This window comes from Acinetobacter sp. YH12100 (assembly GCF_013419135.1).
Taxonomy (GTDB): Bacteria; Pseudomonadota; Gammaproteobacteria; order Pseudomonadales; family Moraxellaceae; genus Acinetobacter; species Acinetobacter pseudolwoffii.
In genome coordinates, this window is record NZ_VPAQ01000002.1 from 33,697 (window position 1) to 53,486 (window position 19,790).

Sequence of the window (19,790 nt, forward strand, 5' to 3'; positions counted from 1 at the left end):
CGCATAGGGTTAGGAAACACAAAAGTTTATGGCTTTATTTAATAATAATCGATCAGCATGGGCATGCTGTGTGGCCGCCCCGCTCGTAGCAATGATCAGTACGACGGGTTATGCGCAAACCTGGAAAATCAACCTGCGGGATGCTGACCTCACCGCATTCATTAATGAAGTGGCTGACATTACCGGCAAGAACTTCGCAGTCGATCCGCGGGTGCGTGGTAATGTTACCGTTATTTCCAATAAAGCACTGAATAAAAATGAAGTCTATGACCTGTTTTTAGGTGTGCTCAATGTCAATGGTGTGGTGGCGATTCCTTCGGGCAATACCATCAAGCTGGTACCGGACAGCAATGTCAAAAGCTCGGGCATTCCCTATGATGCCAGAAGCCGTGCCAGTGGTGACCAGATCGTGACTCGGGTATTGTGGCTGGAAAATACCAATCCGAATGATCTGATTCCAGCACTGCGCCCTTTGATGCCGCAATTTGCCCATCTGGCAGCAGTGCCGGGCACCAATGCGCTGATCGTATCAGATCGGGCCAATAATATTTATCAGCTGGAAACCATCATTCGTAATCTGGATGGCACCGGTCAAAATGATATGGAAGCGGTCAGTCTACAATCGAGTCAGGCCGAGGAAATGATCGAGCTGATCGAGTCCATGACAGCCACGGGTGCAGCCAAAGATGTTCGTGGTTCGCGGGTACGTGTCATCGCAGATACCCGCACCAACCGGATTATCATTAAAGGTGATCCGACAACGCGTAAGCGGCTGCGTCAAATGATTGAAACTTTGGATGTGCCGGCGGCAGACCGTCTGGGCGGCTTGAAAGTCTTTCGTTTGAAATATGCCAGTGCCAAGAATCTGGCAGAGATCTTGCAGGGACTGGTGACAGGGCAGGCGGTGAACAGTAGTTCAAATTCCACTAGCACGTCTTCGGGTTCATCTTCCCTGAGTTCGAATAACAGTTTAAGCAATAACAACAGTAGCAACACCAGCGGAAATAATACTTCCTCCGCTATTCAGTTGAATACCGGCATGAACACCGAGCAGGGTGGAATTAGCAGCTTTAGCGCAAATGGGGTGAGTATTATTGCCGATGCCACGCAAAACTCTTTGGTGGTTAAGGCCGATCCGCAATTGATGCGGGAAATCGAATCAGCAATTAATCAGCTGGATATTCGCCGTCAACAGGTACTGATTGAAGCTGCCATTATCGAAGTAGAAGGTACAGATGCCGATCAGCTTGGGGTGCAATGGGCCTTGGGAGATATCAGTAGCGGTATTGGGCTGATTAACTTTGATAATTTTGGTACCAGTCTAAAAAATGTGGCAGCCGGCTATCTCACCGGCGGTGGTGCAGGTGCTGCAAGTACCGTGGGAGCTGGGACTTCGTTGGTGCTCGGCGATTATCGTGAAGGCAGTGATGGTTCACGCCGTCTGTATGGTGCGCTGATTCAGGCCTTAAAAGAAAGCACCAAGTCCAATCTGTTGTCTACGCCATCCATTGTGACTATGGACAACGAAGAAGCCTATATTGTGGTTGGTGAAAACGTACCCTTTGTGACAGGTTCGGTTTCAACTGGCGCTGCTGGGGTGGCCAATCCCTATACCACGATTGAACGTAAAGATGTCGGGGTCACTTTAAAAGTGGTGCCGCATATTGGTGAAGATGGTACGGTGCGTCTGGAAGTGGAGCAGGAAGTATCGGCTGTTAATCGGGATCGTGGACAAGCGCAGGATCTGGTAACCAGCAAGCGTGCGATTAAAACTTCGATTCTGGCCGAAAATGGGCAAACCATTGTGCTGGGTGGTCTGATTTCGGATAACACCAGTTATGGCCGTCAGGCAGTTCCGGGTCTGGGCGCAATCCCTGGTCTTGGGCGTTTATTCCGTTCTGAAGGTAAATCTAATCAGAAACGTAATCTGCTGATCTTCATCCATCCAACGATTGTGGGTGATAAAAATGAGGTCAGTAAACTGACCCAGCAACGTTATAGCCAACTGTATAGTCTGCAACTGGCCCTGGATGCTGATGGTAATTTTGCCAAGCTGCCGGAACAGGTCGGTGATGTCTATCAACAGCGTATTCCGGTTTCGAAAACACCTTTACAAAATTCGTCTTATCAAACTGTGCCGACGGCTCCAGTGCCGACTCAGTCAGCTGCTGTGGTAGTCACGCCTGTCGCGATTGAGCCTGTGTTGCAGTCACAACCCGGACAACACGTCGAAAAGCGTAAAAATACCGTGACCACCACAACACTTAGACCGAAAAGCTAAGTGATGTAGCATGAACAAACAGCATGTTATGATAATGTCAAAGAGAAAAGAGAAGTAAATTCATGACTTGGAAAATACACGCGATTACAGGTGACTTGACAGGGCAAGAGATTAGCATTGACCGTGATATGCTGGTGGGACGTCATCAGGCCGCAGACATTGTGTTGCAGGCCGCAGAGATCTCGCGCAAACATGCTGCTTTCTTGCTCAAAGATGATGCGCTCTGGGTACAGGACTTAGGATCATCGAATGGCACTTTCGTCAATGATGTGCAGATTGCACAGGAAACGTTATTAAAACAGGATGATATCGTTCAGTTTGCCAGCCTGAAATTTTCCGTGTTGGCGCCTGTGGCTGCGGTAGAAGTTCCAGCAGAAATAGAAGCCACGGCAGAAAAAGTCGTGGCACAGGTTGAAGTGACTGAACCAACGCCAGCACAACAAATGAATGAGCAGGGTATACCGGAACTGACACAGCGAGATGCCTCAGTCCAGCTGACCCGAGATGGCATGCCAACCCATGTCGGGATTCCAAAACCAGCGCCGATTCCTGAAGGCGTCGATCTTGCTGCAGTGAAACCAGAACCTACGCCAATGCCGGTTGAGCAGCCTGTGTCACGGGTAGAGCAGGAAAAAGAAACCCAGAAAAATGTGTCTGTTGGTTTGATTTCAGTGATTGTATTGATTATTTTGGCAATTATGGCTTGGGTAATGTTTAAATAAGCCGATGATTGGTTACAATCAAGGCATGCACAGCGCATGCCTTTTTTGTGGCTGCGAATAATATAAAAGAGGGTCGGGATGTCTATTGCACAATTAGAACAGCGTGAACTGATCTTGTTTGATCTGGATGGTACTTTGGTTGATTCGGCGCATGACCTGTATCGTGCCATGAATATGAGCCTGAATGTGTTGCAATTGCCTTTGGTCACGGAAGAGCAGGTTCGTACCTGGGTGGGCAAGGGCACCTCGATATTTTGTGAAAGTGTATTGCTACATCTGGTCGGTGAAGTTACACCCGCACAGCATCAGGAGCTGCTGAATACTTTTCTGGATATTTATAATGTCGATCCTTGTGTCGACACGGTTCCATTTCCCGGGATTCTGAAGTTTCTCGACTGGGCCAAAGCGCAGGGCAAAACCCTGATCTGCGTCACCAATAAGCCGGAGCTTCCTGCTTGTGCTATTTTAGAGACATTGGATATGGCACATTATTTTGCCGAGACCATTGGTGGCGACCGTTTTAGCGAGCGTAAACCGCATCCGCGTCAATTATTGCACTGTGTCGAACAGTATGGTGTAAGTAAAGAACAGGTATTATTGATCGGGGATTCTTCCAATGATGTGGAGGCTGCGCGTCGCGCCGGGATTGATTGTATTGTGGTGAGCTATGGCTATAATCATGGTGAAAATATAGCAGACTGTCATCCTCAAGAAATTGTAGATGATCTACGTGAATTGCTTGCTTAATTAGGGTGTTAGGAAAATAAAATGAATAGTGATCAGGTTTTTCGATGGCGTCGCTCAGTTCAAGTCTATTTATACACTGAGTAAACCCAATTTAAAGAGAAAAACCGCATGACCACACAAGCACAATTCCAGCAACTTGCTGCACAAGGCTATAACCTGATTCCAGTGTACCGTCAGCGTCTGGCCGATACGGATACCCCACTTTCTATTTTCGCGCGTCTTAAGCAGCATCAGCAGGCTTATCTGTTTGAATCTGTCGAAGGTGGAGAAAACTGGGCACGCTATTCGATTATTGGGCTGGGCGAATCTACGGTATTTTCCTGTAATGCCGGTGAACTGACGGTACAGCATGCGGACGGCTCGCTTGAAAAGCAGCACTGTGCAGATCCTTTTCACTATATTCGTGACTTTCAGGCTCAGTTTAAAGTGCCGACCCAACAGGACTTGCCTGCATTGCCAAGCTTCACTGGCGGTCTGGTGGGCTACTTTGGTTATGATGCTGTACGTTATATTGAACCCAAACTCAAAAATGTGCCTGAAGCAGATCCGGTTGGCTTGCCTGATATCTGGATGATGTTGTCTAAAACCGTCATTGTCTTTGACAATTTAAAAGATACCTTATTTCTGATTGTGCATGCCGATGCAGCTGACCCGATTGCTTATGAAAAAGCACATGAACAATTGAATGAATTGGAAAATATTCTGGCAACACCGATTAGCCTGAAAGCTGAAAAACATAGTCCGCCACATTTTGAATCTCTAACCGGACATGACAACTTTATTGCCTCGGTTGAAAAGGTCAAAGAATATATTCGTGCTGGCGATGTGATGCAGGTGGTGCCCGGGCATCGTATGGTGTCAGATTTCGATGGTGATCCCTTACAGGTCTATCGTGCGCTACGTCATCTGAATCCTTCGCCGTATCTGTTTCTGGTACAAGGGCAAACCTTGGAAAACAATACACCGTTCCATATTGTCGGTTCATCACCAGAAATTTTATCGCGTTTGGAAAATGGCATTGCCACAGTGCGTCCTTTAGCAGGCACACGACCACGTGGCAAAACCAAGGAAGAAGATCTGGCCCTTGAGCAAGACTTGCTCTCTGATGAAAAAGAAATTGCCGAACATGTCATGCTGATTGACTTGGGGCGCAATGACGTCGGACGCATTGCAAAAATTGGTAAAGTTCAAGTGACTGATCGAATGGTGATCGAACGTTATTCGCATGTCATGCATATTGTCTCGAATGTACAGGGTGAAGTGCGTGACGATGTCGATGCCTTGGATGTTTTCAAGGCAACTTTCCCTGCCGGTACGCTTTCAGGTGCACCAAAAATTCGTGCCATGGAAATTATTGACGAAGTTGAGCCGGTAAAACGTGGAATTTTTGGTGGCGCTGTCGGTTATTTAGGCTGGCATGGTGAAATGGACATGTCGATTGCGATTCGTACCTGTGTGATCCGTGAAAATAAGGTCTATGTTCAGGCCGGAGCAGGGCTGGTTGCCGACTCAAATCCCGAATCTGAATGGAATGAAACCCAAATAAAAGCTCGCGCAGTGATCAAAGCGGTTGAATTATCATCAAATGGTTTGATTTTATGAGTTTTTGGGGTTTTTTTTGAAAAAAACACTTGCATGGTTTGTGAGTTTTGCTAAACTGCACACCGTTCCGATACGAAACGTACGAAACACTAAGAAACGCCGGCATAGCTCAGTTGGTAGAGCAACTGACTTGTAATCAGTAGGTCCACAGTTCGAATCCGTGTGCCGGCACCATCTTAGAGAGTTTCAAGGGTTGAGTAAAGAACAGCACTGATGTAAGTGTAAAATGGTGAGGTTCCCGAGCGGTCAAAGGGGGCGGACTGTAACTCCGCTACGAAAGTTTCGAAGGTTCGAATCCTTCCCTCACCACCAATTTTAATACTTCAATAAGTGGTTTGTACCAACATCGTGCGGGAGTAGCTCAGTTGGTAGAGCGGTAGCCTTCCAAGCTGCATGTCGCGAGTTCGACCCTCGTCTCCCGCTCCATTGAAGTGCTAATATTTGCTCTTATAGCTCAGTGGTAGAGCACTCCCTTGGTAAGGGAGAGGTCTCGAGTTCAAATCTCGATAAGAGCTCCAGATTACAGTTTAGCAATTTTTATTGCACAATATTCCAGAAGCAGGCTATTTAGTCTGCTTTTCAAGTATTTGGTATTTGGTTTTTTAAAACGACATGTCGGAACTGGGTTTTACTCAGAATTGTGTTCGACGTAAACGAGGAGTATTAACATGGCTAAGGCTAAGTTTGAACGTAATAAGCCACACGTTAACGTGGGCACAATTGGTCACGTCGACCATGGTAAAACAACTTTAACAGCTGCGATTGCAACTGTATGTGCGAAAAAATTCGGTGGCGAAGCGCGTGATTACGCTGCAATCGACTCTGCACCAGAAGAAAAAGCACGTGGTATTACAATTAATACTTCACACGTAGAATACGACTCTCCAACTCGTCACTACGCTCACGTAGACTGCCCGGGCCACGCCGATTATGTTAAAAACATGATTACTGGTGCTGCTCAGATGGACGGCGCGATCCTTGTATGTGCTGCGACTGATGGTCCTATGCCACAGACTCGTGAACACATCCTGCTTTCTCGTCAGGTAGGTGTACCTTACATCGTTGTATTCTTGAACAAATGCGACCTTGTAGACGACGAAGAGCTTCTTGAGCTGGTTGAAATGGAAGTTCGTGAACTTCTTTCTACTTATGACTTCCCGGGCGATGACACTCCAGTAATCCGCGGTTCTGCACTTGCTGCACTTAACGGTGAAGCTGGTCAGTATGGCGAAGACGCTGTTGTTGCACTGGTTGAAGCACTTGACTCTTACATTCCAGAGCCAGAACGTGCAATCGACCTTCCATTCCTTATGCCAATTGAAGACGTATTCTCAATCTCTGGTCGTGGTACAGTAGTAACTGGCCGTGTAGAGACTGGTATTGTTAAAGTGGGCGAATCAGTTGAAATCGTTGGTATCCGTGATACTCAAGTAACTACAGTTACTGGCGTTGAAATGTTCCGTAAATTGCTTGACGAAGGTCGTGCAGGCGAGAACTGTGGTGTTCTTCTACGTGGTACTAAGCGTGAAGACGTACAACGTGGTCAAGTATTGACTAAACCAGGTGCGATCAAGCCACATACTAAATTCGATGCGGAAGTATACGTACTTTCTAAAGAAGAAGGTGGTCGTCACACTCCATTCCTTAACGGTTACCGTCCACAGTTCTACTTCCGTACTACGGACGTAACTGGTGCGATCGCGCTTAAAGAAGGCGTGGAAATGGTTATGCCTGGTGACAACGTTGAGATGTCAGTAGAGCTAATCCACCCAATCGCAATGGACCCAGGTCTACGTTTTGCGATCCGTGAAGGCGGTCGTACAGTGGGTGCTGGTGTAGTTGCTAAAGTAACTGCATAATCATAGAATAAGATAAACGGGTTGGGGTTTAGGCTCCAACTTGTTATTTTGCAGGTCAGTAGTTCAATTGGTAGAGCGTCGGTCTCCAAAACCGAATGTTGGGGGTTCGAGTCCCTCCTGACCTGCCAAGTTTTGAAAAAGACGCTTGATGTCGGCAAAATTGGTCATATAATAAGTCGCGAAACCTACGACGAGTACAAAAATGTCGAATGAAAAATCACGCGACGCATTAGGCGAAGCGGCAATTCCTCAAAGAAATAATCCTGCAGTAGATGTAAGTTCTGGTTCTCCATTAGACATGGTTCTATGGGTTATCGCCTTGATTTTATTGGTTGGTGCAATGATGGTAAACCAATATTTACCAGCATACTGGGCCCCTGCGAATGATATTTGGGTGCGTGTTGGGGTGATTTTGGCTTGTATCGTTGCAGCATTCGGTTTATTATACGCCACCCATCAAGGCAAAGGCTTTATTCGTCTGCTGAAAGATGCACGAATCGAGCTCCGTCGAGTGACCTGGCCTACCAAGCAAGAGACTGTGTCCACATCTTGGCAAGTTCTTGTTGTAGTCGTAATTACCTCCATTGTTTTATGGTGTTTCGATTATATTTTAGGCTGGTTAATCAAGTTTATTATCGGGTAAGAGAGCTATGAAACGTTGGTACATTATTCATGCCTATTCAGGTTATGAAAAACAAGTAATGCGTTCGCTTAATGATCGAATCCAGCGTAGCGCTGTTGCCGATAGCTTTGGTGAAGTCCTGGTTCCTACCGAAGAAGTGGTAGAAATGAAGGATGGCAAGAAACGTAAATCAGAGCGCAAGTTCTTTCCTGGCTATGTTCTAGTCGAAATGGAAATGAATGACGACACTTGGCACATTGTTAAAGAATGTCCGAAAGTTTTAGGCTTTATTGGTGGTACGGCGGAAAAACCGGCGCCAATTACGCAAAAAGAAGCTGATGCGATTCTTGCGCGTGTACGCAATACTGGTGAAGCACCTCGTCCTAAGACGATGTTTGAACCAGGCGAAGAATTACTCGTAGTTGACGGTCCATTCACGGACTTTAAAGGTGTGGTGGAAGAAGTTCAGTACGAAAAGTCACGTTTAATGCTGACCATTAATGTATTTAACCGTCCAACTCAAGTTGAACTGGAATTTCGTCAAGTCGAAAAATCAGTTTAATTGGTTTGGGTTGAAAACGCCTGATTTGCGTGCAAATCAGGCATTGTTGTTGTAACGGTATCGTTACTTGAAATCATTGGGGAGCCTTCACCGGCGTTTGCACCCAGAGGTAATTTGAAATGGCTAAGAAGATTGACGGCTATATCAAGCTGCAAGTTCCAGCTGGTAAAGCGAATCCATCTCCACCGATTGGTCCTGCACTAGGTCAACGTGGTGTGAACATCATGGCATTCTGTAAAGAATTCAATGCTGCGACACAAAAAGTTGAAGCTGGTCTACCAATTCCAGTCGTGATCACTGTGTACAACGACAAGTCGTTCACATTCATCATGAAAACTCCACCTGCTGCTGTTCTTCTTAAGAAAGCTGCTGGTATCCAGAAGGGTTCAGCTGTACCTAACAAAACTAAAGTTGGTAAGTTGACTCGTGCTCAAATCGAAGAAATCGCGACTACTAAAGAACCAGATTTGACTGGTGCTGATTTAGACGCACGTGTACGTACCATTGCTGGTTCTGCGCGTTCTATGGGCTTGGAAGTGGAGCTTTAAGACATGGCTAAATTAACTAAACGTCAAAAAGCGATCGTAGCTGCTGTAGAAGCGCACAAAGTTTACACGCTAGAAGAAGCTGTTGCAGTTTTAGAGAGCCTTCCAGCTCCTAAATTCAAAGAATCTTTGGATATCGCGGTAAACCTAGGTGTTGATCCTCGTAAATCTGACCAAGTTGTTCGTGGCGCGACTACACTTCCTGCAGGTACGGGTAAAACTGTACGTGTAGCTGTATTCGCTCAAGGCGCTGCTGCTGAAGCTGCTAAAGCTGAAGGCGCAGACGTTGTTGGTTTCGATGATCTTGCTGAAAGCATCCAAGCGGGTAACCTTGACTTTGACGTTGTAATTGCTGCTCCAGATGCAATGCGCGTTGTAGGTAAACTTGGTACGATCCTTGGTCCACGTGGCTTAATGCCAAACCCTAAAGTGGGTACGGTAACTCCTGACGTAGCAACTGCAGTTAAAAATGCAAAAGCTGGTCAAGCACGTTACCGCGTAGACAAAGCGGGTATTATCCACGCTGCGATCGGTCAAGTAGGTTTCACTGCTGAAGCTGTTCGTTCAAACGTTGAAGCACTTGTTGCTGACTTGAAACGTTTGAAACCTGCGACTTCTAAAGGCGTATACATTCAAAAGATCACTTTGAGCTCAACTATGGGTCCTGGTTTGATCGTTGATGTAGCAAACGTTTCTAAATAAGTCTCGACTTATACAGAATTTTAAAGCCCTGAGTAAGTTTTAAAGCACTGCTTTAAAACTTACGCAAGAAACGCTCCGTCGTATTTTGCAAACTTAGGCAAACTTTGAATTGATAAATGAAAATTTATCAGCGTCAAAGACCGCGGGCGAGGGGAGTTTTATGCTTCGCTCTTAATCGTCCAGCCTGCGTAGACGCGGTGGTGTGATTTGTTCATCCTCCGCGTGTTAGTCCAGTGATGGATTAACGAATTGGGAGTGTACTTCGCGTAAGTACATAAATCACCGTTAGGAGGTTTTACAATGGCTCTTCTTATCGAAGGCAAAAAACAGATCGTAGCTGAAGTAACTGAAGTTGCTTCTACTGCATTTGCCGCTGTTGTTGCTGACTATCAAGGTTTAACTGTTGAGCAATTAACTGCTCTTCGCGTTGAAGCTCGTAAACTAGGTGTTCACACACGTATCGTGCGTAACACTTTGGCTAAACGCGCTCTTCAAGATACTCAATTCAATATCTTGAACGACAACCTTGTTGGCCCAACAATCTTAGCTTTCTCGACTTCTGAAGACGACATGGGTGCTGCTGCACGTTTGTTCGAAGAATTCGCTAAAACTAATAAAGCATTTGAACTTAAAGCTGCTGCATTTGATGGCAAACTTTATCAAGGCGAAGAAGTTAGCGTTATCGCGAATCTTCCGAACCAAGAGAAAGCGCTTACTATGCTTGCAAACGTTCTTCAAGCTCCTATTTCGAAATTGGGCCGCTTACTTACAGCGCTTCAAGAGAAAAACGAGTCAGAAGCTGCTTAAGCTCAAACTTACACACACATCATTCAATACCCATTTGGAGTTAATCTCATGGCTTTAACAAACGAAGAAATCCTAAACGCAGTTGCTGAAAAAACTGTTCTTGAACTTGTTGAACTTATTTCTGCTTTCGAAGAGAAATTCAACGTTTCTGCTGCTGCTGTAGCTGTTGCTGCTGGTCCTGCTGCTGCTGCTGCTGAAGAGCAATCTGAATTCAATGTTGAATTGACTTCTTTTGGCGCAAACAAAGTTGCTGTAATTAAAGCAGTTCGTGAAGCAACTGGCCTTGGCTTGAAAGAAGCTAAAGACATGGTTGAAAGCGCTCCTACAGTTCTTAAAGAAGGCGTTTCTAAAGAAGAAGGCGAAGAACTTAAGAAGAAACTTGAAGAAGCTGGTGCTACAGTTACTCTTAAGTAATAGCTTAAGGGAGCCGGTTTTTTTATAATCAGCTCCAAAAATTGGCTGATGGCTCTTGGGTCATCAGCCTTTTTGCGTTACAATAATCGGCTCGATTTTTGTTTGCATGATATAAAAATCATACAAATTAAAAATAAACATAATGAACAAACGTTTACCAATATTTTTCAGTAAAAAAATATTGATAAGCGTTTTAATACCACTAAAAATTGCAGCATTTGTAAAGAGTGGTGGCCATATCGGCCAGCGTAATTCCTTCTGAGCCCGTTCTGCAGGCGGGCTTGGTTTACACTTTCCGAGGACTCCAGATGGCATACTCATATACCGAAAAGAAACGGATCCGTAAGAATTTTGGTAAATTGCCTAGCGTTATGGATGCTCCGTACCTGCTCGCGATTCAAGTCGACTCGTACAGAACGTTCTTACAAGATGGCAAATCACCAAAAAACCGCGAAGATATCGGTCTCCAAGCCGCATTTCGTTCAGTTTTTCCTATAGAAAGTTATTCTGGCAATGCTGCTTTAGAATTTGTTGAGTATAGTCTTGGTAAGCCTGAGTTTGATGTACGCGAATGTATTCTTCGTGGCTCAACTTATGCAGCACCAATGCGTGTAAAAATTCGTTTGATCCTGAAAGATCGTGAAACGAAGTCAATTAAAGACGTACGTGAACAAGAAGTCTATATGGGCGAGATGCCATTGATGACGGATAACGGGACCTTTGTAATTAATGGTACCGAGCGTGTAATCGTATCTCAATTACACCGTTCACCAGGCGTATTCTTTGACCACGATAAAGGTAAGACTCACTCAAGTGGTAAAGTCCTTTATTCAGCGCGTATCATTCCTTACCGTGGTTCATGGTTAGATTTTGAATTCGATGCCAAAGACCTGGTCTATGTACGTATTGACCGTCGTCGTAAATTACTTGCGACTGTGGTGCTGCGTGCGCTGGGTTATAGCAACGAAAACATTCTCAACATGTTCTACGAGAAAGTCCCTGTATATCTTGACATGGGTAGCTATCAAATTGACTTGGTGCCGGAACGTCTGCGCGGCGAAATGGCACAATTTGACATCTTGGATAAAGATGGCAAGGCAATCGTTGAACAAGGTAAACGTATTAACGCGCGTCATGTACGTCAGATGGAAGCTTCAGGTCTTGAAAAACTTGCAGTGCCTGATGAGTATTTGTATGAGCGTATCACGGCTGAAGACATCGCATTAAAAGATGGCGACGTGATTGCTGCAAATACCGTATTGAGCCATGAAGTCATGGTGAAAATTGCAGAAGGCGGCGTGAAGCAGTTTAATGTTCTGTTCACCAATGATATCGACCGTGGTTCATTCGTTGCAGATTCTCTACGTGCAGATACTACGACCACTCGTGAAGAAGCATTGGTCGAAATCTACAAAGTCATGCGTCCGGGCGAGCCACCAACCAAAGAAGCAGCTGAGAACCTGTTCAATAACCTGTTCTTCTCTTCTGAGCGTTATGACTTGTCTCCAGTCGGTCGTATGAAGTTCAACCGTCGTTTGGGTCGTCCTTATGAAGTGGGTACAGACCAGAAGTCGCGTGAAGTTGAAGGTATTCTCTCGAACGAAGATATCACTGATGTATTGAAAACATTAGTTGAAATCCGTAACGGTAAAGGTGAAGTCGACGATATCGATCACTTGGGTAACCGTCGTGTTCGTTCTGTGGGCGAAATGACAGAAAACCAATTCCGTGTCGGTCTGGTTCGTGTAGAACGTGCTGTTAAAGAACGTTTATCTCAAGCTGAAACAGACAACCTGTCTCCGCAAGATCTAATCAATGCGAAGCCTGTTGCTGCTGCAATCAAAGAATTCTTTGGTTCAAGCCAGTTGTCTCAGTTCATGGATCAAAACAACCCGTTGTCTGAAATCACGCACAAGCGTCGTGTATCAGCACTTGGTCCCGGTGGTTTGACGCGTGAACGTGCGGGCTTTGAAGTACGTGACGTACATCAAACGCATTACGGTCGTGTATGTCCAATTGAAACGCCGGAAGGTCCAAACATTGGTTTGATCAACTCGCTTTCTGTATATGCTAAAGCGAACAACTTCGGTTTCCTGGAAACGCCTTACCGTAAAGTAGTTGATGGCCGTGTAACCATGGACATTGAATACCTGTCTGCGATTGAAGAAGTGGGTACTGTGATTGCTCAGGCCGATTCTGCAGTAGATGCTGATGGTAATTTATTAGAAGAAGTTGTATCTGTACGTCACCAAGGTGACTTCGTACGCATGCCACCGGAAAAAGTAACGCATATGGATGTATCTGCTCAGCAGGTTGTATCTGTGGCTGCGTCACTGATTCCGTTCCTTGAACACGATGATGCCAACCGTGCATTGATGGGTTCAAACATGCAACGTCAGGCTGTTCCTACGTTAATCGCTGACAAACCACTCGTAGGTACGGGTATGGAAGCGAACGTAGCACATGACTCTGGTGTATGTGTGATCGCTCAGCGTGGTGGTCGTATCGAGTTTGTTGATGCATCTCGTGTAGTCATTCGTGTGAACGAAGAAGAGATGATCGCAGGTGAGGCAGGTGTAGATATCTATAACCTGATCAAATACACCCGTTCAAACCAAAACACCTGTATCAACCAGAAAGTTCTGGTGAACCTGGGCGATAAAGTGGGTCGTGGTGATGTATTGGCCGATGGTCCATCGACTGATGGCGGTGAGCTAGCGCTTGGTCAAAACATGCGCGTCGCATTCATGACCTGGAACGGTTATAACTACGAAGACTCGATCTTACTTTCAGAACGTGTACTTCAAGAAGACCGTTTAACCTCGATTCATATCCAGGAATTGTCATGTGTCGCACGTGATACTAAGCTTGGTGCTGAAGAAATCACGGCCGATATCCCGAATGTGGGTGAAGCAGCGCTTTCTAAACTTGATGAATCAGGTATTGTTTACATCGGTGCTGAAGTAACAGCAGGTGATATTCTTGTTGGTAAAGTGACGCCTAAAGGTGAAACGCAGCTAACGCCGGAAGAAAAATTGCTTCGTGCAATCTTCGGTGAAAAAGCAGCTGACGTTAAAGATTCATCTTTACGCGTTCCATCAGGTACTAAAGGTACAGTCATTGACGTTCAAGTGTTTACACGTGACGGTCTTGAAAAAGACGAACGTGCTCAAGCAATTGAAAAAGCGCAATTGGATGCATACCGTAAAGACTTGAAAGAAGAATTCAAAATCTTCGAAGAAGCTGCACGTGAACGTGTAATCCGTCTACTGAATGGCCAAGAGTCGAATGGTGGCGGTACAACTAAACGTGGCGACAAACTGTCTGAAGACGTGTTGTCTGGTTTAGAGCTTGTTGATCTTCTTGAAATTCAACCAGTTGATGAAGCAATTGCTGAACGTTTAACTCAAATTCAAGTGTTCTTGAAAGAGAAGAGCTTCGAAATTGACGAGAAATTTGCTGAGAAAAAACGCAAACTTTCTACAGGCGATGAACTGACGACTGGCGTATTGAAAGTAGTTAAAGTTTATCTTGCTGTAAAACGTCGCATCCAGCCGGGTGATAAGATGGCGGGTCGTCACGGTAACAAAGGTGTTGTATCAAACATCTTGCCGGTAGAAGACATGCCACACGATGCCAATGGTGTACCTGTTGATATCGTACTGAACCCGCTGGGCGTACCATCGCGTATGAACGTGGGTCAGATTCTTGAAACTCACTTAGGTATGGCTGCCAAAGGTCTTGGCGATCAAATCGACAAGATGATGAAAGAACAGCGTACTGTACTTGAGCTTCGTGATTTCCTGGACAAGATTTATAACAAAGTTGGTGGCGAGCAAGAAGATCTTGACAGCTTGACTGATGATGAAATCTTGAAACTTTCTGGTAACTTGCGTGCTGGTGTGCCTTTGGCAACACCTGTATTCGATGGTGCTGAAGAAGGTCAGATCAAAGAATTGTTACAACTTGCAGGTCTATCAAGTACTGGTCAGACAGTATTATATGATGGTCGTACTGGTGAGCGTTTCGACCGTCCAGTAACTGTAGGTTATATGTACATGCTGAAACTGAACCACTTAGTTGATGACAAGATGCATGCGCGTTCAACTGGTTCTTATTCTCTAGTCACGCAACAGCCGCTGGGTGGTAAAGCACAATTCGGTGGTCAGCGTTTCGGTGAGATGGAAGTCTGGGCACTAGAAGCTTACGGTGCAGCATATACGCTACAAGAAATGCTGACTGTGAAATCGGATGACGTTGAAGGCCGTACCCGTATCTACAAGAATATTGTAGATGGTAACCATTATATGGACCCGGGTATGCCTGAATCGTTCAACGTATTGACCAAAGAGATCCGTTCTTTAGGTATCAACATTGAACTGAAAAATGGTGACTAATTAGTTCCATTGAATCTCCCTTGCGAAGCAGTGCTTCTCACCTCTTTAAGAAAGAGGGGAAAGTCCCTCTTTATAAAGGGGGATTTAGGGGGATTCTTGGGATTCCCAATTCAGTTAAAAACAATATTTGTGACCCAGTCGAGAAGTGAAAATCTCCTCGACACACGGAGAAAAAAATTGAAAGACTTGCTCGATATCATGCGCAAAAAGACGGATTCAGACGGTCATGCTCCTGTAGAGTTTGACCGCATCCGTATTGGTCTTGCGTCACCAGAAATGATTAAGTCATGGTCTCACGGTGAAGTTAAAAAGCCAGAAACCATTAACTATCGTACGTTCAAACCTGAACGTGATGGTTTATTCTGTGCCAAAATCTTTGGTCCAGTAAAAGATTACGAATGCTTGTGTGGTAAATACAAGCGTATGAAATACAAAGGCGTCATTTGTGAAAAATGTGGCGTTGAAGTAACAACTGCGAAAGTTCGTCGTGAACGTATGGGTCACATCGAGCTAGCTTCTCCAGTTGCACACATCTGGTTCTTGAAATCATTGCCGAGCCGTATCGGTCTATTATTAGACATGACGCTACGTGATATCGAACGCGTATTGTATTTCGAATCTTATGTGGTTACCGATCCTGGTATGACACCATTTGAGAAATACCAGCTTCTGAACGATGAAGAATACTTCAATGCGTTGGAAGAACACGGTGATGAATTCACAGCGAAAATGGGTGCTGAAGCGGTTCAAGACTTGTTGAAAGACATCGATCTTGAAGCTGAAATTGCGCGTCTTCGTGAAGAAATTCCTGTGACAACTTCAGAAACCAAGCTGAAAAAAGCCTCTAAGCGTTTGAAGTTGATGGAAGCATTCAACGATTCGAACAACAAGCCAGAATGGATGGTGTTGACTGTACTTCCAGTTCTGCCACCAGACCTTCGTCCGTTGGTACCACTTGAAGGTGGTCGTTTCGCGACTTCTGACTTGAACGATCTTTACCGTCGTGTGATTAACCGTAACAACCGTTTGAAGCGTCTTCTTGACCTTGCAGCGCCAGACATCATCGTACGTAACGAAAAACGTATGTTGCAAGAGTCTGTCGATGCATTGTTAGATAACGGTCGTCGTGGTCGTGCAATTACCGGTTCAAACAAGCGTCCGCTTAAATCTTTGGCAGATATGATCAAAGGTAAGCAAGGTCGTTTCCGTCAGAACTTATTGGGTAAACGTGTCGATTACTCAGGTCGTTCGGTCATTACCGTTGGTCCAAACCTGCGTTTGCACCAATGTGGTCTTCCGAAGAAAATGGCACTTGAACTGTTCAAGCCATTCATTTTCGCGAAACTACAAGCATCTGGTCAAGCAACCACCATTAAAGCTGCGAAGAAAATGGTTGAGCGCGAGACGCCAGAAGTTTGGGACGTTCTTGCTCACGTGATCCGTCAACATCCAGTGATGTTGAACCGTGCGCCAACACTTCACCGTCTAGGTCTTCAAGCATTTGAACCGATCCTGATTGAAGGTAAGGCGATCCGTCTACACCCACTTGTATGTGCTGCGTTTAACGCCGACTTCGATGGTGACCAGATGGCGGTACACGTACCATTAACACTTGAAGCTCAGCTTGAAGCTCGTGCGTTAATGATGTCGACGAACAACATTCTGTCTCCAGCGAACGGTGAGCCAATCATCGTACCGTCTCAGGACGTGGTCTTGGGCTTGTATTACATCACGCGTGATGCAATCAATGCCAAAGGTGAGGGCATGGTGTTCGCGGATACTCACGAAGTAAACCGTGCACTGGCAACAGGTCAGGTTGATCTACACGCTCGCGTTAAAGCACGTGTACACCAGACTGTCATCGATGAAGATGGCAACCGTGAACATCAAACCATTATTGTAGATACCACACCTGGTCGCTGCCTACTTTGGGAAGTTGTGCCTGAAGGTATGGATTTCCAGCAAATTAACGTTGAGATGACCAAGAAAAACATCTCTAAGTTAATTAACTCTTGCTACCGTAAATTGGGTCTGAAAGATACTGTTATCTTCGCTGACCAATTGATGTACCTAGGCTTCCGTCAGGCGACGCGTTCAGGTGTATCTGTCGGTATGGAAGACATGGTTATTCCACCGCAAAAACAAGTCATTATTGGTAAAGCGGAAGCTGAAGTTCGTGAAATCGAACAACAGTTCGAACAAGGTTTCGTAACTGCCGGCGAACGTTATAACAAAGTGGTCGATATTTGGGCGCGTACCAATGACCAGGTTGCTAAAGCGATGATGGACAACTTGTCTTTCACGACTGTTAAAAACAAACAGGGTGAAGACGAGAAGCAAAAATCATTCAACTCGATCTACATGATGTCTGACTCGGGTGCCCGTGGTTCGGCAGCTCAGATTCGTCAGTTGGCGGGTATGCGTGGTTTGATGGCGAAGCCGGATGGCTCGATCATTGAAACGCCTATTAAAGCGAACTTCCGTGAAGGTTTGACTGTACTACAGTACTTCATCTCGACACACGGTGCGCGTAAAGGTTTGGCCGATACAGCACTGAAAACTGCGAACTCTGGTTACTTGACGCGTCGTCTGGTAGACGTTGCGCAAGACTTGGTGATTACCGAGCCAGATTGTGGCACCTTCGACGGTCTAGTAATGACACCATTCATTCAAGGTGGCGATGTCATCGAGAACTTGGGTGCACGAGTATTGGGTCGTGTGGTTGCTGAAGATGTGAAACGTGTCGGTACAGACGAAGTTCTGCTTCCACGTAATACTTTAATTGACGAGAAACTGGCGACGTTTATCGAAAGCCAAGGTGTCGACGAAATTAAAGTACGTTCGGTTGTAAACTGTGCGTCTACTTTCGGTGTATGTGCGAAATGTTACGGCCGTGACTTGGCGCGTGGTCATCAGGTGAACCCGGGTGAGTCTGTTGGTGTCATGGCAGCTCAATCAATTGGTGAACCAGGTACACAGTTAACTATGCGTACCTTCCACGTGGGTGGTGCTGCAAGCCGAACGTCTGCTGCAAACAGCGTACAAGTTCGTAACCAGGGTACAGTGCGTTTCCACAACGTGAAAACAGTACAACATGCCAAAGGTCACTTGGTATCGACTTCACGTTCAGGTGAGATCGGTATTGCGGATGATTTAGGTCGTGAGCGCGAGCGCTATAAACTGCCTTACGGTGCATCTATCTTGCTAAAAGATGGCGAAGCTGTAGAAGCAGGCGGTATCGTGGCGACTTGGGATCCGCATACACATCCATTGGTAACAGAAGTTGCAGGTAAAGTGCGTTTCAGCCAGATCGCTGATGGCGTGACCGTGACTTCGAAAACTGATGATGCAACAGGTATGTCAACCATCGAAATCTTGCCAGTGACTTCACGTCCTGCGTCAGGTAAAGATTTGCGTCCTGCTGTAGTGTTAGACACAGTTGAAGGCACTGAACAGTTCTACTTCTTGCCACAAAACACTATTCTTTCTGTCCGTGATGGCGAAACGATTGGTGTCGGTGACGTTATTGGTCGTGTACCACAAGAATCTTCACGTACCCGTGATATTACCGGTGGTCTACCGCGTGTAGCTGACTTGTTCGAAGCACGTAAGCCGAAAGAGCATGCAATCCTTGCAGAAGTATCGGGTGTTGTGAGTTTCGGTAAAGAAACCAAAGGTAAGAACCGTCTGGTGATTACACCGGATGATGGCTCTGAGATTTACGAAGAGCTGATTCCGAAATGGCGTACCATTAACGTGTTCGAAGGCGAACATGTGAACCGTGGTGAAACCATTTCTGACGGCCCACAGAACCCGCATGACATTTTACGTCTGAAAGGTGAAGTGGCGCTGACCAACTACATCGTGAACGAAGTTCAGGACGTATACCGTCTGCAAGGTGTAAAAATCAACGACAAGCACATTGAAGTCATCGTACGTCAAATGCTGCGTAAAGTGGATATCACTGATGGTGGCGATACCAGCTTCATCAAAGGCGAACAAGTGGATTACATCCGTGTTGTACAAGAAAACCAAGCAGTTCTTGCACAAAACAAGTTCCCTGCGAAGTTTGAACGTCTGTTGATGGGTATTACCAAAGCGTCGCTTTCGACTGACTCGTTCATCTCTGCTGCATCGTTCCAGGAAACAACTCGTGTGTTAACTGAAGCGGCTGTAACAGGTAAAGAAGATGACTTACGCGGTCTGAAAGAAAACGTGGTTGTAGGTCGTCTGATCCCAGCGGGTACAGGTTTGGCTTACCATCTCGAGCGTCGTCGTCAAGAAGCAGAAGCTGCAGAATTTGAACTGCACAATGACTTCTCTGATGTTGATCAAGCTTTAAGTCAGGCATTTAACGAAGAATTCTAATTCAAGTTAAAGCTAAAAAAGAGACGCCTTCGGGCGTCTTTTTTTGTCTTAAATACATAAAAATTAAAAGCTAATTAAAGGCTAAACAGCGGAATAATCCATTGATACTTACAAAACTCAGCAGGAATACCGAGAGAAGTAACACGCTCCATGTTTTAGTTT

14 protein-coding genes and 5 tRNA genes are annotated in these 19,790 nt (G+C 45.6%); 18 read left to right on the forward strand and 1 reads right to left on the reverse strand.

Going from position 1 to position 19,790, the window contains the following annotated elements:
* Positions 1 to 28 precede the first annotated feature (28 nt).
* From gspD to rplL, 16 genes are all read left to right on the forward strand, one after another.
* Positions 29 to 2,281 (forward strand): type II secretion system secretin GspD, encoded by a 2,253-nt coding sequence (gspD, locus tag FTU40_RS02055; protein WP_180039595.1) that lies wholly within the window; start codon positions 29 to 31, stop codon positions 2,279 to 2,281.
* Between the two features lie 62 nt (positions 2,282 to 2,343).
* Positions 2,344 to 3,003: an FHA domain-containing protein gene (locus FTU40_RS02060; RefSeq protein WP_005095259.1), complete on the forward strand. Its 660-nt coding sequence runs from the start codon at positions 2,344 to 2,346 to the stop codon at positions 3,001 to 3,003.
* 78 nt (positions 3,004 to 3,081) lie between these two features.
* Positions 3,082 to 3,750 (forward strand): phosphoglycolate phosphatase, encoded by a 669-nt coding sequence (gph, locus tag FTU40_RS02065; protein WP_005095262.1) that lies wholly within the window; start codon positions 3,082 to 3,084, stop codon positions 3,748 to 3,750.
* Positions 3,751 to 3,858: 108 nt separating this feature from the next.
* Positions 3,859 to 5,352 carry an anthranilate synthase component I gene (gene trpE, locus FTU40_RS02070; RefSeq protein ID WP_180039597.1) on the forward strand — a complete coding sequence of 498 codons (1,494 nt, stop codon included), beginning with the start codon at positions 3,859 to 3,861 and terminating at the stop codon, positions 5,350 to 5,352.
* 98 nt (positions 5,353 to 5,450) lie between these two features.
* Positions 5,451 to 5,526, forward strand: a tRNA-Thr gene (locus tag FTU40_RS02075).
* 54 nt (positions 5,527 to 5,580) lie between these two features.
* A tRNA-Tyr gene (locus FTU40_RS02080) sits at positions 5,581 to 5,664 on the forward strand.
* 38 nt (positions 5,665 to 5,702) lie between these two features.
* Positions 5,703 to 5,778 (forward strand) — tRNA-Gly (locus FTU40_RS02085).
* Positions 5,779 to 5,795: 17 nt separating this feature from the next.
* Positions 5,796 to 5,870: transfer RNA gene (locus tag FTU40_RS02090), tRNA-Thr, on the forward strand.
* 150 nt (positions 5,871 to 6,020) lie between these two features.
* Positions 6,021 to 7,211, forward strand: a complete 1,191-nt coding sequence (gene tuf / locus FTU40_RS02095) for an elongation factor Tu (RefSeq protein ID WP_005095265.1) — start codon at positions 6,021 to 6,023, stop codon at positions 7,209 to 7,211.
* Between the two features lie 52 nt (positions 7,212 to 7,263).
* Positions 7,264 to 7,339: transfer RNA gene (locus FTU40_RS02100), tRNA-Trp, on the forward strand.
* Between the two features lie 74 nt (positions 7,340 to 7,413).
* Entirely contained in the window at positions 7,414 to 7,854 is a 441-nt protein-coding gene (gene secE / locus FTU40_RS02105) for a preprotein translocase subunit SecE (RefSeq protein WP_005095267.1), read from the forward strand.
* Positions 7,855 to 7,861: 7 nt separating this feature from the next.
* Positions 7,862 to 8,395, forward strand: a complete 534-nt coding sequence (gene nusG / locus FTU40_RS02110; RefSeq protein WP_180039599.1) for a transcription termination/antitermination protein NusG — start codon at positions 7,862 to 7,864, stop codon at positions 8,393 to 8,395.
* A 119-nt stretch (positions 8,396 to 8,514) separates the two neighbouring features.
* On the forward strand, positions 8,515 to 8,943 hold the full coding sequence (rplK, locus tag FTU40_RS02115; protein WP_004278614.1) for a 50S ribosomal protein L11: 429 nt from the start codon (positions 8,515 to 8,517) through the stop codon (positions 8,941 to 8,943).
* A 3-nt stretch (positions 8,944 to 8,946) separates the two neighbouring features.
* On the forward strand, positions 8,947 to 9,642 hold the full coding sequence (rplA, locus tag FTU40_RS02120) for a 50S ribosomal protein L1 (RefSeq protein WP_005095271.1): 696 nt from the start codon (positions 8,947 to 8,949) through the stop codon (positions 9,640 to 9,642).
* Between the two features lie 300 nt (positions 9,643 to 9,942).
* The gene (gene rplJ / locus FTU40_RS02125; protein WP_005095272.1) at positions 9,943 to 10,449 is read left to right on the forward strand and encodes a 50S ribosomal protein L10; all 507 of its coding nucleotides are present in this window, start codon (positions 9,943 to 9,945) and stop codon (positions 10,447 to 10,449) included.
* Between the two features lie 48 nt (positions 10,450 to 10,497).
* Complete coding sequence (gene rplL / locus FTU40_RS02130; RefSeq protein ID WP_005095274.1) at positions 10,498 to 10,863, forward strand: 50S ribosomal protein L7/L12; 366 nt, start codon at positions 10,498 to 10,500, stop codon at positions 10,861 to 10,863.
* A gap of 63 nt (positions 10,864 to 10,926) precedes the next feature.
* Here the strand turns inward: rplL and FTU40_RS02135 are convergent, their stop codons facing one another.
* A complete protein-coding gene (locus tag FTU40_RS02135; RefSeq protein ID WP_034608820.1) occupies positions 10,927 to 11,178 on the reverse strand; it encodes a hypothetical protein in 252 nt (83 codons plus the stop codon).
* Here FTU40_RS02135 and rpoB point away from each other — a divergent pair.
* A complete protein-coding gene (gene rpoB / locus FTU40_RS02140) occupies positions 11,172 to 15,260 on the forward strand; it encodes a DNA-directed RNA polymerase subunit beta (protein ID WP_100357923.1) in 4,089 nt (1,362 codons plus the stop codon). The genes FTU40_RS02135 and rpoB overlap by 7 nt on opposite strands.
* A 177-nt stretch (positions 15,261 to 15,437) precedes the next feature.
* Positions 15,438 to 19,628 (forward strand): DNA-directed RNA polymerase subunit beta', encoded by a 4,191-nt coding sequence (gene rpoC, locus FTU40_RS02145; RefSeq protein WP_005173031.1) that lies wholly within the window; start codon positions 15,438 to 15,440, stop codon positions 19,626 to 19,628.
* The last annotated feature ends 162 nt before the right edge of the window (positions 19,629 to 19,790 follow it).

Excerpts from the sequence above, each read along its gene's own strand:
- tuf (WP_005095265.1), top strand. The coding sequence starts at position 6,021 with ATGGCTAAGGCTAAGTTTGAACGTAATAAGCCACACGTTAACGTGGGC.
- rpoB (WP_100357923.1), top strand. The coding sequence starts at position 11,172 with ATGGCATACTCATATACCGAAAAGAAACGGATCCGTAAGAATTTTGGT.
- trpE (WP_180039597.1), top strand. The coding sequence starts at position 3,859 with ATGACCACACAAGCACAATTCCAGCAACTTGCTGCACAAGGCTATAAC.
- FTU40_RS02060 (WP_005095259.1), top strand. The coding sequence starts at position 2,344 with ATGACTTGGAAAATACACGCGATTACAGGTGACTTGACAGGGCAAGAG.
- rplL (WP_005095274.1), top strand. The coding sequence starts at position 10,498 with ATGGCTTTAACAAACGAAGAAATCCTAAACGCAGTTGCTGAAAAAACT.
- secE (WP_005095267.1), top strand. The coding sequence starts at position 7,414 with ATGTCGAATGAAAAATCACGCGACGCATTAGGCGAAGCGGCAATTCCT.
- nusG (WP_180039599.1), top strand. The coding sequence starts at position 7,862 with ATGAAACGTTGGTACATTATTCATGCCTATTCAGGTTATGAAAAACAA.
- rplJ (WP_005095272.1), top strand. The coding sequence starts at position 9,943 with ATGGCTCTTCTTATCGAAGGCAAAAAACAGATCGTAGCTGAAGTAACT.
- FTU40_RS02135 (WP_034608820.1), bottom strand. The coding sequence starts at position 11,178 with ATGCCATCTGGAGTCCTCGGAAAGTGTAAACCAAGCCCGCCTGCAGAA.
- rplA (WP_005095271.1), top strand. The coding sequence starts at position 8,947 with ATGGCTAAATTAACTAAACGTCAAAAAGCGATCGTAGCTGCTGTAGAA.
- rplK (WP_004278614.1), top strand. The coding sequence starts at position 8,515 with ATGGCTAAGAAGATTGACGGCTATATCAAGCTGCAAGTTCCAGCTGGT.
- gph (WP_005095262.1), top strand. The coding sequence starts at position 3,082 with ATGTCTATTGCACAATTAGAACAGCGTGAACTGATCTTGTTTGATCTG.
- gspD (WP_180039595.1), top strand. The coding sequence starts at position 29 with ATGGCTTTATTTAATAATAATCGATCAGCATGGGCATGCTGTGTGGCC.